Origin of the sequence: Bradyrhizobium sp. CCBAU 11361 (genome assembly GCF_028128935.1) — a bacterium.
GTDB classification, from domain to species: domain Bacteria; phylum Pseudomonadota; class Alphaproteobacteria; order Rhizobiales; family Xanthobacteraceae; genus Bradyrhizobium; species Bradyrhizobium niftali.
This window is the reverse complement of the sequence record NZ_LBJZ01000025.1, coordinates 67,150-79,485: the sequence shown is the minus strand read 5'-3', so window position 1 is coordinate 79,485 and position 12,336 is coordinate 67,150. Positions and strand designations below refer to the sequence as shown.

Sequence of the window (12,336 nt, the reverse complement as noted above, 5' to 3'; positions counted from 1 at the left end):
AATCGCGGACGGATTTGATGCGGACGACGCTGTGCATACCCTCTCCAGATGTAGCGCGAACGGGCGACTTATCCATTGACCAGCATCTCACCGTCGATACGGAACTTCGACCGCGTCAAAGACCATTTCGAACGGACCTGGCGCGATCGTAGGCCACGAGATGATCCCGCAGCGCTCGGCAGGCAGTAAAAGCAGCATCATGGGTATTCCTTCAATCTCATCTCGGACGACTACCATCTGTCGGCAGCGATGAACGGATCGGCAGGACAACAGCAAGTGTCGTACCAGTTGCAAAAACCATTGAAAGTCAGTCGAAAGTAATGGTTTGGGAGACACTTGAAATGGCCGCTGATACCGTGGACACGATCAGTCCAGACATGGGTCGGGAATACGACAGGCGCCGCTCGGGTCATGGCTGCACAGAGTGGACCCGGATAAAGACGAAGGCCCCACATCGGGTTGCCGGGGCGCCCCGTCGGGCACACCTTGCTTGCAGTGGAGCGCGCGATCACTTCAGCTCGCTCAACGGGACAAAAGCCGCGGCCTTCTTAGGGTCTGCGACGGCATCCTTCAAAACCTTGAACACTCGCTGGTCGATCGGTGACGATGCCACGAAATCGGCATAGGCCTGCTCCAGCATCGCCTTGCACCGAGCCCTGATTTCCGGCTCCGCGGCACCAGCAAATTGCTCTTTGGCAAAATATTGTCCCATCCGCTTTAAGATGTGAAGGCGCGCGACATTCACGATTTTAGGGTCGTAATCGACGCCAAGCAGCGAAAAAAAATCCTCTGCCGACGAGGCCTTGCTGAGCCGATCCAGGATACCGGCTGCCGGGCATGAGTTGGTCATCGAAAATTCTCCTTCGGATTAGCTCTGGACGGTCAATGAGATGGGGTGGCGCCTGTTGACTGCTGCCGTCCTGCCTCGCAGAGCTGGTGCGCATCGCCAAAGCCTGACTCCAAAAAGCGGTGCCCTCAACTTCGCTGCCCGGATCGGCGGGTCCGCCGGTGACGACGTCAGTCCCGATGAAGATCCGGGATCAATGGCCACACCACGATCGAGGTTGACGCTCGTCAGGACGGTCGCCGGACTGGAAATCAGCCGCGCGAGAAGGCGCCGATTGGCAGTCGGCGCTGGCGACGAGCTGCAGTTCATCGAGTAACGCGGTGATCGCCGCAAGTCCGGAATGCTTGCCGATCACAAAGCGGTTGCAGCGGCCAAGCAAAACGGGATCAAGCAATTGACAGCTGCGTTGATCCTTCAGAAGGCCAACGACATGAATGCCGGACTCGTGCGTAAATACATGCTCTCCGACGATCGCCTTGTTCATAGGAATCGCACGTGCGGCCGCGGCTGCTACCACCGCGGCAACGTTCTCGAGCTGCGGAAGTATGATGCCGGTCTCGCGCCCGTAGAGCTGCTTGAGTGCGACCGTGATTTCCTCGAGCGGTGCATTTCCGGCCCGCTCGCCAAGCCCGATGACGGTCACTGAGGCGTGGCTCGCGCCAGCCTTGATGGTGGAGAGCGTGTTGGCGGTTGCGCGTCCGAGATCATCGTGACCGTGACATTCGAGTTCGAGATCGGTGGTCGCACGCAAATTCCTGACCAGCGCGTAGGTTGCGTCGGGATCGAGCACGCTAAGCGTATCTGCAACACGAAAGCGACATGCGCACACGGCTTTTGCAGTTGCCATCAGTCTGATGAGAAACTCGATGTCGACGCGGGATGAGTCCTCACCACCGACGGCGACCTTAAGTCCGCGCTCACAGGCACAGCTTACCACTCGCTCCACCCGTTCCAGCGCCAGGTCACGATGACCACCTAGGTTGGCCACGATCTGGACATCGGAGGTCGGGATCGACATATTGATCATGGACACCTTTGCTTCGATCGCCGCGTCGACATCCGATTCCCGCATCCGGCACCAGCCTATGGTGGTCAGCGGAAGATTTGCTTCGACAATGGCGCGGACGGCGGCGATCTCCTCGTTGCCCATCGCCGGCGTTCCCGCCTCGATCTCCGTGATTCCGGCCCGCGCCAGAGCCTGCGCGATCGCCAGCTTTTCCTCTGTGGTGAACGCAACGCCAGGTGCCTGCTCGCCGTCGCGTAATGTCGTGTCGTTGAGCACGGTTGGCTTGGCGCACACCTGGTCGGACCAAGACGATTTGGCGGCGGTGCTGGCGGCAATCACGCGAGAGCTCCTCATAGTTTGATCTACCTACGCTTCAGCAACCAGCATGCCAGCCCGTCGTCCGAGGAAGTCGTCGACGAAGCTAACGCTTCCGTCCTCGGCGTCCTTCCGCAAATGGATTGTCGCAAATCCGACACGCTCATGAACCGGACGCCTTGCCTGTTGCTACGCCGAGTTCGAACGTTAATGTAATTGCGGCGCGCCAGGATGTGAGAATTGTCGCGGAGCACTGGGGACCGCCGCCGCCTTGGACACATGGTCACTCGCTCGCATCGAAACGGCGTCAGCCGCGCCCTCAACCTCCTGTGCGGCTTACCAAATCCGGCGAGGCTTTCTCGGATGACGGTGCGATCGCGGACCCTTGTGGCAGTTCAGATGGCCAGACGCCGGCAAGGACCGGCCGAGCCGCCTGCGGCAGAACATCGCGCCGGCGCTCGGCCATCCGGCTCTCACCGCTTTCTTCGCCGAAGCAGAGGTTGAAGTCGTCACATTGCTTGCACACGGGTGTTGTGCACATCACGAGGCCTTCATTCTCGCAAAGCATGCGGTAGAAGAAGCGCTTCCAGCGCATATTGTTGACATTGCGCGCGGCGAGCGGCGCGAAATGGCGGCTCAGCAGCCGAGAGAGTTCGCCACGATTGCGCAAGCCGAGAGCTTCCCACAGATGATCTGGCCCAATGGCGCGGCGCGCGATCATCGCAGCCAGCCAGCGGCCGATATCCCCTTCCGTCGAGCGTTGCTTGAGCAAGAGATCACGCAGCATTGCGATCTCGTCGTCCTCTTCGCACTTGAAAGCCGAGAGCTGCTCCACGAGCTTGATCTCAAGCGAGGGAAAGTACTGCTCCAGCAAGGCCGCCAGTTCAAGGCCGGACAGGCCGGCCTTCTCGGGAAGGGAGCCACCATCCATTGTGGCAGCCGCCAGGATAGACGCCAGGACATGGCGATCGAGATTGCTGTCAATGGCAATATCGGCATCTGCAGGAGGCACACCGGTGAGCAGGCGGTAGGTTGCAATTCCCCTGTGCATCTGGCCGTTGGAATCAACGGCACAAGCAGCGATGAACGGAAGGAAGTGCGCTTCGGACATAATTTTGCGGGTTTCCACAGTGGTCAGGTTTGCTCCGCCGCACCTGGTTTTGGTCAGGGTCGATCGTCAGAATGCCGGCCTCCCGGGATGGGCGGTGAGGGAGACCGGCATCCGTCGCGCGCCTTCACGAGGCCGCGACTCGCGACCTTTACGAGGCCGCGAGTTCGGCGGCGGTCTTGCCGATGATGGATTCGTCCACGGGCTTCATAATGCCATGCTCCATCAGCATGTCCTCGAGCTCGTCCATGGAGATCGGGGTCGGGATGATGCCTTTGCCGCCATTATTGTGAACCTTGGTCGCAAGATTGCGATAGTGATCGGCCTGCTTGGACTCGGGTGCATATTCGAGCACCGTCATGCGGCGTAACTCGGCATGCTGCACCACGTTGTCGCGCGGCACGAAGTAGATCAGCTGAGTGCCTAGCTTCTTGGCCAACGCTTCCGCCAGTTCCAGCTCCTTGTCGGTCTGCCGCTCGTTGCAGATCAGACCGCCCAGCCGCACGCCGCCAGAGTTCGCGTATTTCAGGATGCCCTTGGAAATGTTGTTTGCGGCATACATCGCCATCATTTCACCGGACATCACGATATAAATTTCCTGCGCCTTGTTCTCGCGGATTGGCATCGCAAAGCCACCGCAAACGACGTCGCCGAGCACGTCGTATGAGACATAGTCGATGTTCTCGTAGGCGCCGTTCTCCTCCAGGAAATTGATCGAGGTGATGACGCCGCGTCCGGCGCAGCCGACACCCGGCTCAGGACCACCGGACTCCACGCAGCGAATGTCCTTGTAGCCGACCTTCATAACGTCCTCGAGCTCGAGGTCCTCCACGCTGCCGGCGTTCGCTGCAAGGCTCAAAATCGTGTCTTGCGCCTTGGCGTGCAGAATCAGGCGGGTCGAGTCAGCTTTCGGATCGCACCCTACAATCAGGATTTTCTGACCCATCTCGGCCAGCGCCGCCAGCGTGTTCTGCGAAGTGGTCGACTTGCCGATGCCGCCCTTCCCGTAGAACGCGATTTGTCTCAGTGAAGACATTTTGCTCTCCATCAACCGATTTGCCAAAAGTTGCGCGCTTCTTGCGCGCGAGCTTGTTTCTCTCTCAGAAACGGGGGCACACGGGATCAAGGGAAGGAGCGCATCGCTCGCCTTACGCGTCGGCGTGCACTCAGCCCTCACTCAGTGTTGCTGCCGCTTATTAGCAACCGCCGTGCCAACGCTGACCGCGCTCCTTAAGCTTCTGATTACGTTTCTAAAAACCAACCAGCCGGTGAGTGATCCTGGCTGTTTTGGATCTGCGCGGCTGTCAGAAAACTAACAACGACCACAACCATCAACGCGAAATGCCGATTTGGCGGGACCTGTTCCGATGCCTTCAGGTGTGGAACGGAACTTGCCGCTCTTCTCGCAAGCCGGGCGATTTGAGGAGAGTGAATATGTCGGTCGGGCTCGAAACCTGGCGGACCAGCGGCGAGTGTTGCACATACGGTACGGCGCTTGGTGCGCTGACATTGGAGATGATCGGCAATAAATTCGAATGGGCTCCCGGAAGCAGCAGCGCCGCGCGAATCGTTCAGCTCAGCGCGTCTACATGGGTATGTCGTGACGACAATGATCTTTTAGCAGAAGCCCGGCTGCCCCACTAACGCGCGTCAGATTCAAGCGCTGAAGTCCGCCAGCCACGACATGATCGCCGAAGACATCTTGAAGGAGCCATGGGATGCGGAGGAATTGCGCGTTCTTCTTCGGCAATATGCCCGTCGAATCCTGGTTCAACCGAGCCGCGCCCCGTATCAAGTCAGGCGAAGTCAATCCCGATACTATCGACGCGGCAATCGCACTCGCATTGATGGTAGGCGATCCGCTCCTGATACGACGACCGCTGATCGACGTAGACGGGGCACGATGTGCCGGACTCGATCATGAGCCCGTGCTGTCACTGCTTGTTGGCAAGACGCAAAATGATGTCGAGGAATGCTTGCACGAAGCAAACCGCACGCGTTGTCCGCAGAGGTGAGGAAACAGCGGAGCGCCCCCCAAACCATCAGACGAAGCAAAGAATGACGTTTCCCACTTCCGGCTTCCTTCACGGGTAGTAGTCGACAGGACCTTCGCTGAGACGACCCGAGCGAGTGGCTGCTCCGCAAGGCGGCATCGCCCATATTGCGCTCGACTGCCGCACTTCTCGCCTATGCAGTGTGTGAGAGGCCGCCGCAGTTGCCGCCTTTATCACGCATAACCTCCGTGGCCCGGATTGGTTCAGAGTACTAAGCCGAGAGGCAGTTTTTTGAAGAGATTCGGCTTAGACGGATTCTTGAATTGAATAACGATCAGAACAGACCACGACGCTTCCCGGCCGTGATCCTTATGCAACTTAGCGGCATAATTGCGCTATGGCCGCTCCCATTTTGATCGGTATCAAATCCTTCGCCATTCCCGCTGTGTGACAGAGATCTCGCGCGGCTCTTCGCGCGGAATTTGGAATGGAGAATAAGATGAGAACAAGGACAGTTCTGACGACGGCATCGCTCCTCGCGCTCGCGACCTCGTTGGCCAGCATCTCGGTACTGGCCGCGGATCTGGGTCCGGCGCCGGTCTACTACAAAGCGCCTCCGATCGAACCTTTCAATCCATGGATGATTCGCCTGCGCGTGCTCGGCGTTTTGCCGGATACCGCAGGCAGCTCGGTCAACGTTGCCGGGGCGCCCCTGCTGTCCTCACCAAGTTCTGGGCTTTCGATCAGCGAGCAAGCCATACCCGAGCTCGACATCACCTATTTCTTCACAAAAAACGTTGCCGCCGAACTCATTCTCGGCGTGACCAGCCATCACATCAGCGGCAATGGCGCGCTCACTGGGCTCGATATCGGCAAAGCCTGGCTGTTGCCGCCAACACTGACCCTGCAATATCACTTCACCGATTTCGGCCCGCTCAAGCCCTATATCGGCGCGGGCGTCAACTACACCGCATTCTTCAACCAATCGGCAGCCAATACGTCGCTCGGCGGTCTTGCCGTAACGGATTTGCGCATCAGCAACCAATTCGGCGCGGCGGTCCAATTCGGCTTCGATTACATGCTTGATCGTCACTGGGGCCTCAACTTTGACGTGAAGAAGCTGTGGCTGCGGCCGGAGTACTCCGCGACCGTAAACAATGCGATTGCCGTCACCGGGCGCGCCAATATCGACCCATGGCTCCTCAGCGGCGGCGTCACTTACAAATTCTGACGCTAGAACAGGACCAGAAAGCGGAATCCGTTTGATCAACCCGGACGCGGCGAGCTTATCGAGCGCGTCCCCTAACCTCACCGCAGTGCAAGCGGGGAGTGAGATGACGCGCCAACGACGCGTCATCTCGCGAGACGCGGGGAGCCATTCGCAGCATTGCTCTCGCTGTGAGCTACGGATCGCGCGGCATGGAGTGACGGTACACAAACAGATCGACCCAGCATATGATCATATTCTTCTTTCGTCGCGCATTGCAAAGGCGCCATTTGCTTATTGGGCCGGAGAACAAAGGCGGCACGCCGCGCCAAGGCAGACCGGGAGCGTGACGCCCCCGCTCAACCTCAGGCGATCCGAGCTCCGAGCGGCCAGCTCATGGATGGACAAGCCGTCCATGCTTACTAGCCCGGGCAAATGGCCGCTAAGCGAAGCCTCTAGCTTCGCTTTAGCACCATCACAAGGCGGTCGACACGTTTGCCCTGCTTGAGGTGGGAGTTTACGATTTCGTCAACGTCCTCAGGCGTGGTCGCGCGATACCAGACTCCGTCGGGATAGACGACCATCAAGGGACCACAGCTACAAAAGCCAAGGCAGCCTGCCATCGTGAAGCCAACATCGTTGAGGCCTTGCGCTTCGATCGCCTTGCCCATTCGATCCCACAGGGCTTGCGCGCCGGAGGCGCCACAACTGCCGTGCGGATGAGTTGGCGGACGCTGCGTGTGGCAAGCAAAGACATGATGCCTATAAAGTTGAGGAAGTTCGAATTCGGTTTCTGAGTTCATGCGCCTACCCTGTGATCAATCGGCTTCATCTGAAAGGAGACAAGGTGTGATCACATCGCCCCCACAATCTATTATGATTGAATGCCGCATCGACCAATTAATGCTACTGATTCCCACTCGCGCTTGCGAACGCAGGCGAAATGAGCGGGCGCCATAGTTACTGTGGTCGCTGAAGATCAGCGATAGATATCTTCGCGTCCGAAGCAGCCTCCTTGATCAATTCCAACCTTCATCATCGCGATACGCATCACTTGCTCACCATCCAACTTCTCAAAAGCAAGTTGCACACCAGACGCGTAACGTTCGTTTCTGCAATGATCCCTTGCTCTGCCTGGCGCGACTCACAATTATTGCCGAGGTTGCGACAATGTCGTTCGCTTCTGTTTCGGACACGACAAACCTCGCATAGCGTTTGACCTCCCGCTTCAACCTTCGGCAGCTTGTACGCAGAATGAGCGAGACTCTCGGTTATTTTTCCCAGCTCTTGCGCTATCATATCTTGGAATGAGCAGCGATCTTCATGATCTTCGTGCCGCCTATCGAGGAGCCTTGATCCTCGACGATCGCGCGGTGGATCGAGCGCTCCGTTCTGCCATGGCGTGGTCGGCTAGCCGCACCGTCCGGCGCGAGCCCACAGCATCTTTTTCGCCCTGAAGCTGGACGCTGCGTTCCGCTGCTGCCGATCTATCGTTTGCCTCAATAGACAGCGGCTGTCGCGAAGGCCCCAACGAGGCAGGGATGATCGCCGAGCCACCTTTTGGGGCTGCAGACCAAGCCGGCCGCAATCCCGATTGGCAGCAACGGCAAACCGGCAACCCAGCGGTCCCAGATTGGGCCCACGCTTCGGACGATACATGTCAAGACGCGCTTGCAGCGGCAAATGCGGAACAACGAGCACGTGCTCATTAATGCATCTGCTCCTAACTGGTCCCTAGCTGACGATGGTGGCGCCATTCGCTAAGGACGTCGCACGAGCTGAGGTTTGGCATTGCAGTTGCAACGCAGGCAATAACGCCAGCTGCGCCGGCCGCCAAAGACTTCTGACACAGGATCGTCATTCCTCCTGCCTAAACGGTCCTGTCAGTCTGGGTCCCCCCAGACGATGCCCTCGGCGAACTTCCAGCCGCCGGGGGCATTTCCCGCTCGAACATACCGCCGGCAGCAGGAAGCATCTCCTGCCAGCCGGCTCGATTTTGGCGAGCTAGCGCAAGAGCAGCTTCTTGGTGCGGCGGAGGTCGCAGGGTGCAAGGCCGCAATCCGGCGGGCTGCCTGTTTTGTCTCACAAGTCAAAAGCCGTGACACGCATCCGCGCTAACGCTCACGAGTACGACGGCCTCATCCGACGGCAAAGCGCCCCAGGCAGCTTGAGCAACAGCAAAGCGATAGGCTCGTTAGTCCGGATGGATCGTGATATCCATGGTTTCGTCGCTGCCCCCGAACGGGACGGCGAACCGATCGTCCTCCAGCAGCTTGACGCCGCATAGGCAGACGTCACCTTCGATCACGGCGAGCGCTACCGGCTCAAGCGATTGTCCATCGCAGGGGCCATCGATGCACATCCCAGTGTCGATCTCGAATCTTGCACCGTGGCGGCCGCATCTGAGAAAGGCGCGGTCCGCCGAGAAAAACGCACCGGAGCCGATGTTGAGCCAGACGCTCTCATGCGGACAACAGTTGACGTAACTAAAATAGTCGTTGCCGAAGGTGCGCACCACAATAATTGGAAACGGCCGGCTCTCGCCACTATCATCGATCTGCGACAGGCTAAAGCCCATGGCGCCACTCCGCTCGATGGCATCGGCCGGACAGACGGCGAAAACCTCGATCTGATCGCTCATCAGGTTGCGGATTATCCGTTCGCTCATCCCGGCCCCGCAGTTTCCTGCTTGAAAGCATCGATCGCAGTCCGGCTCAGCCGAAAAATCCCACGGCCACGAGCGAGCGGCCGATAAGCCGAGCTGGCACGGGCGTTTAGGACATCAAACCATTGGTTCGGCGTGAGCTTCGCCGGACGCTCGCTGATTTGGATCACCCTCCCGTTCGGACCGAAACGGACGTGGATTATGACTTGTTGCGAGTTCATACCGATCCCCTGTTTTGGTAACTTTGACGATTCCGAGCGGAAACCGAGACTGTCGACTGTGATGGGCTTGGTTTCTGGCACCTTGGCGCGTGGGGCTCAAGCCGCGCCTTGGACGCGGCGCCTTTGCTACTATCGAGCAGGTCTTCTTCGCGTTCGCTTGGAGCATTTCTCTTGCGGCCTTCCCAGACGAGTACATTTCTCGAGCGGCATCCGGCGCGCTCCCGCATTTGTGTGGATCACGAGCTGCGCCCGACAACGCTGCCACAAACGACGTATCCTCGATCCCCTTGCCCATCTCTCCCGATGACAAAAACTACGATCATCGCCATTCAATCCTCGTGCTTCCGTGTGGTGGATGACGATCATCTCAGTAGATCGCTGCACCTGCACCCACGTTGATCGACGCATCTTTCATGGTCTCGACGATAAACTCGATCTGCTTGTTCGCGAGATGGGTGTGAAACGGAAGCGCCAGAGCGCGATCGGCTATTTTTTCCGTAACCAGGAAATCGCCACGCCGATAGCCGAAGTCAAAGTAGTGCCGTTGCGAATGCAGCGGTTGGCTATAGGCGGCGGATTCAACCTGTGCGTCGCGTAGATCATCGATAATGGCGGCGCGCCCCGATCGCGTGGAGCGTGTCCCCAGATGAACGAGATAAAGCAACCAGCTCACCTCGGTCACATGGAGGCCAACATAAGGCGGCTTGATGCCCTCAAATGATTGCATATGTACGTTGTAAAGCTGCTCGACCAACCGACGCCGCTCCAGGATTTCATCGAGACGCTTCAGCTGCGCCAGGCCCAAGGCAGCCGCGAGATCGCTCATGCCGGCCTGGTAAGGTGCCGTGCTCCCGACAACAACGGAGGAGCGCTTGTCCAGACGATGGACGCGATGGCGACGCAAGCCGACCGCGATGTCGATATCATCGGTCACCACCACTGCGCCTTCGCCACAGGTTAGGGCCGCCGGCTGGGCAAAGTCGAACACCGCGAGGTCGCCAAACCGGCCGACGAGCTCAGCCTTGTAGCTCGATCCGATCGCCTCGGTGGAATCCTCCAAAAGCAGCAGCTGATGGCGCTGCGTGACCGCGCGCAGTTCCGACCATGGCGCGGGATGACCGCTGGGATTGCCGGCGACAATCGCCCGCGTGTTGGCCGTGATGCGCTCTTCGGCCTTCGCTGGGATCAATGCTCCGGACCAATAGTCGATATCGGCAAATACCGCTCGTGCGCCTGCGAGACTGATTGCATGCGCGGTCTCACGAAAGGAGTAGGGCGAGGCGATAACTTCCTGCCCCGGGCCGATGCCAAGCGCCTTCAGCGCAAGCAGGAGCCCGATGGTACCACTCGAGACCGCAACAGCATATTTGCGGCCAAGATAGGCTGCGAAAGCGTGCTCAAGCGCCTCAGTGATCTGCCCGTTGGAGATTTGCGGCGAACACAGCAGCGTTTCCACAGCAGAGAGCTCGGCGAAGGTGATATCAGAATCGGACAGTGGAACGAAAAATTCATTTCTCTCCACAGTGTGCGCGCCATCAAGCCGATACTCTTCTAGTTCAGTGCTCACCGCCCAACATTCCTTTTGGCCAGTACGATGCCGGTGGCTCGCATCGGATCGGCCGTAATCTGCACGCAGTGATCCGATCCATCGAGGAGATGAAGGTCGAAACGAGGAAACTGCCGGAACGGCTGATCCGCTACATCCGACGCATCACAGCGCACCCAAGCAAGCTGCGGAAAGCGGCGCCGCAGCTCGACAAACGGACCCATCTCGGTGCCATCGGCTGCAAGCAGCCGCTCGATTTCGATCAATTCCTCCTCGGTGAGCGCCATCGTGGCTCCTCTATGACTCGTCGAAGGTGGTTCGTCATTGCCAGAACAAACGCTCCGGATCCGCGTTCAAGTCGTCGATTGCAGAAGTCAAGCGATGGTAAAGGCTGTAAAACTCCCAGATTCCTCGCGCGTGATTCTTGCAAAACAGCTTCCAGATCCCGCTCACGGGATCATAAAGAATCAGCGCGACATCGATGAGAGCGCCATCCTTGTCGATGTTGTGCGAGCAACAGGGGCTCTCGACGAGGTAGCCGCCCCTCACCTGCGTCACGTTCGGCGAGACGTAGAGATAACGCTTGCGCGAGCTCAAGCCGCGCTCGATCCGTTTGCGATCGAGCTCGTTGGGGTGAGGCACCAGCCCGGCGTTTACCTTCCTCATTAGCGCGGCATTCATAGCGAAAGCCTCCCTTCAAAGCACTGTGATTTCTTCTTCAAGACAGCCGATGAGCAGCTGCTCACCAAAATCGACAATATAGATCGGCACGTTCGCTTCGGTATGGATAGCGACGTTGATGATCTCGCCAGTCGCTCCGGCGGCGAGCAAGACTCCCTCGGGCTCCGTATTGGGAAATGAGTGGTCGTTGATGAGGTCGACTGCGGTTTTGACCCGCTGGCCCCGCCGATACTTCGGAAAGCCGGGCTCAGTCATGACTCCTCCGGCAATGGCAGATCATCGATCTCCTCGCAGGCGTCCACCGGCTCTAGTTCCTTGCGCTTCATGCCAACGCGGTAACCGCTTTCCAGAAATTCGACGCCGTAGATGTAGAATTGCTGCAGGAACGTGCCGATCGAGACGACGTAACCCACCTCTCCCTTCTTGACTAAGACGTCGCCAATCTCCTTGCCGCGATAGGTGCCATCATTGCGGATGGTGCGATTGGCTCGCAGCTTTTGGCCAAAACTGAAGACAGGCGGGTCGCTGAGCTCGACGACGTCGCTGTCGCGAACAATGCTGTTCATGTACCGCTCCTCATCCATCCCTTCCTCGTAGAGACGCAGGGACGCCGCCTGGCCACCGCAGGCGAGATCCTGCATCACTTCGCGCTCGTGCGGCATCGTCAGTCATATCGACGATCGCAGCGCTGCCTGGGAGGCCGCTCTCGCCATCGAGAAGCGCCTTTGGACCTCCGCCCGGAATGA

General features: G+C 58.7%; 14 protein-coding genes. 3 read left to right on the top strand and 11 right to left on the bottom strand.

What is annotated here, in order from left to right; genetic code table 11:
• Positions 1-508: 508 nt before the first annotated feature.
• From nifW to nifH, 4 genes are all read right to left on the bottom strand, one after another.
• The gene (gene nifW, locus XI08_RS08755; RefSeq protein WP_097669272.1) at positions 509-850 is read right to left on the bottom strand and encodes a nitrogenase stabilizing/protective protein NifW; all 342 of its coding nucleotides are present in this window, start codon (positions 848-850) and stop codon (positions 509-511) included.
• 190 nt (positions 851-1,040) lie between these two features.
• Entirely contained in the window at positions 1,041-2,189 is a 1,149-nt protein-coding gene (locus XI08_RS08750; RefSeq protein ID WP_271574138.1) for a homocitrate synthase/isopropylmalate synthase family protein, read from the bottom strand.
• Positions 2,190-2,487: 298 nt separating this feature from the next.
• Positions 2,488-3,279 (bottom strand): nitrogen fixation protein NifQ, encoded by a 792-nt coding sequence (locus XI08_RS08745; RefSeq protein ID WP_271554240.1) that lies wholly within the window; start codon positions 3,277-3,279, stop codon positions 2,488-2,490.
• 148 nt (positions 3,280-3,427) lie between these two features.
• Positions 3,428-4,312 (bottom strand): nitrogenase iron protein, encoded by an 885-nt coding sequence (nifH, locus tag XI08_RS08740; protein ID WP_097669307.1) that lies wholly within the window; start codon positions 4,310-4,312, stop codon positions 3,428-3,430.
• A gap of 398 nt (positions 4,313-4,710) precedes the next feature.
• Between nifH and XI08_RS08735 the strand changes: the two genes are divergently transcribed.
• The 3 genes from XI08_RS08735 to XI08_RS08725 all read left to right on the top strand — a co-directional run bounded on the left by XI08_RS08735 (position 4,711) and on the right by XI08_RS08725 (position 6,501).
• A complete protein-coding gene (locus tag XI08_RS08735; protein WP_271574114.1) occupies positions 4,711-4,920 on the top strand; it encodes a hypothetical protein in 210 nt (69 codons plus the stop codon).
• A 74-nt stretch (positions 4,921-4,994) separates the two neighbouring features.
• Positions 4,995-5,291, top strand: coding sequence for a hypothetical protein (locus tag XI08_RS08730; protein WP_333927150.1), 297 nt, complete (start codon positions 4,995-4,997; stop codon positions 5,289-5,291).
• Positions 5,292-5,757: 466 nt separating this feature from the next.
• Complete coding sequence (locus XI08_RS08725; RefSeq protein WP_271566385.1) at positions 5,758-6,501, top strand: OmpW/AlkL family protein; 744 nt, start codon at positions 5,758-5,760, stop codon at positions 6,499-6,501.
• 431 nt (positions 6,502-6,932) lie between these two features.
• On the opposite strand, the gene XI08_RS08720 is transcribed toward XI08_RS08725, so the two are convergent.
• The 7 genes from XI08_RS08720 to XI08_RS08685 all read right to left on the bottom strand — a co-directional run bounded on the left by XI08_RS08720 (position 6,933) and on the right by XI08_RS08685 (position 12,156).
• A complete protein-coding gene (locus tag XI08_RS08720) occupies positions 6,933-7,280 on the bottom strand; it encodes a (2Fe-2S) ferredoxin domain-containing protein (protein ID WP_271574113.1) in 348 nt (115 codons plus the stop codon).
• Positions 7,281-8,671: 1,391 nt separating this feature from the next.
• Positions 8,672-9,121: a Rieske (2Fe-2S) protein gene (locus XI08_RS08715; RefSeq protein WP_271574137.1), complete on the bottom strand. Its 450-nt coding sequence runs from the start codon at positions 9,119-9,121 to the stop codon at positions 8,672-8,674.
• Between the two features lie 609 nt (positions 9,122-9,730).
• Complete coding sequence (locus tag XI08_RS08705) at positions 9,731-10,885, bottom strand: DegT/DnrJ/EryC1/StrS family aminotransferase (protein ID WP_271574136.1); 1,155 nt, start codon at positions 10,883-10,885, stop codon at positions 9,731-9,733.
• A gap of 41 nt (positions 10,886-10,926) precedes the next feature.
• Entirely contained in the window at positions 10,927-11,196 is a 270-nt protein-coding gene (locus tag XI08_RS08700; protein ID WP_271554231.1) for a hypothetical protein, read from the bottom strand.
• A gap of 34 nt (positions 11,197-11,230) precedes the next feature.
• Entirely contained in the window at positions 11,231-11,590 is a 360-nt protein-coding gene (locus XI08_RS08695) for a DUF3024 domain-containing protein (protein WP_097669278.1), read from the bottom strand.
• 15 nt (positions 11,591-11,605) lie between these two features.
• Entirely contained in the window at positions 11,606-11,845 is a 240-nt protein-coding gene (locus XI08_RS08690; protein WP_271566388.1) for a nitrogen fixation protein NifZ, read from the bottom strand.
• Positions 11,842-12,156 carry a nitrogen fixation protein NifZ gene (locus tag XI08_RS08685; RefSeq protein ID WP_097669310.1) on the bottom strand — a complete coding sequence of 105 codons (315 nt, stop codon included), beginning with the start codon at positions 12,154-12,156 and terminating at the stop codon, positions 11,842-11,844. The genes XI08_RS08690 and XI08_RS08685 overlap by 4 nt, the downstream gene beginning before the upstream one ends.
• Between the last annotated feature and the right edge of the window lie 180 nt (positions 12,157-12,336).

What these genes read in the sequence shown, in the direction of transcription:
- nifW (WP_097669272.1), bottom strand. Translation starts at nt 850, where the DNA reads ATGACCAACTCATGCCCGGCAGCCGGTATCCTGGATCGGCTCAGCAAG.
- XI08_RS08745 (WP_271554240.1), bottom strand. Translation starts at nt 3,279, where the DNA reads ATGTCCGAAGCGCACTTCCTTCCGTTCATCGCTGCTTGTGCCGTTGAT.
- nifH (WP_097669307.1), bottom strand. Translation starts at nt 4,312, where the DNA reads ATGTCTTCACTGAGACAAATCGCGTTCTACGGGAAGGGCGGCATCGGC.
- XI08_RS08735 (WP_271574114.1), top strand. Translation starts at nt 4,711, where the DNA reads ATGTCGGTCGGGCTCGAAACCTGGCGGACCAGCGGCGAGTGTTGCACA.
- XI08_RS08730 (WP_333927150.1), top strand. Translation starts at nt 4,995, where the DNA reads ATGCGGAGGAATTGCGCGTTCTTCTTCGGCAATATGCCCGTCGAATCC.
- XI08_RS08725 (WP_271566385.1), top strand. Translation starts at nt 5,758, where the DNA reads ATGGAGAATAAGATGAGAACAAGGACAGTTCTGACGACGGCATCGCTC.
- XI08_RS08720 (WP_271574113.1), bottom strand. Translation starts at nt 7,280, where the DNA reads ATGAACTCAGAAACCGAATTCGAACTTCCTCAACTTTATAGGCATCAT.
- XI08_RS08700 (WP_271554231.1), bottom strand. Translation starts at nt 11,196, where the DNA reads ATGGCGCTCACCGAGGAGGAATTGATCGAAATCGAGCGGCTGCTTGCA.
- XI08_RS08695 (WP_097669278.1), bottom strand. Translation starts at nt 11,590, where the DNA reads ATGAATGCCGCGCTAATGAGGAAGGTAAACGCCGGGCTGGTGCCTCAC.
- XI08_RS08690 (WP_271566388.1), bottom strand. Translation starts at nt 11,845, where the DNA reads ATGACTGAGCCCGGCTTTCCGAAGTATCGGCGGGGCCAGCGGGTCAAA.
- XI08_RS08685 (WP_097669310.1), bottom strand. Translation starts at nt 12,156, where the DNA reads ATGAACAGCATTGTTCGCGACAGCGACGTCGTCGAGCTCAGCGACCCG.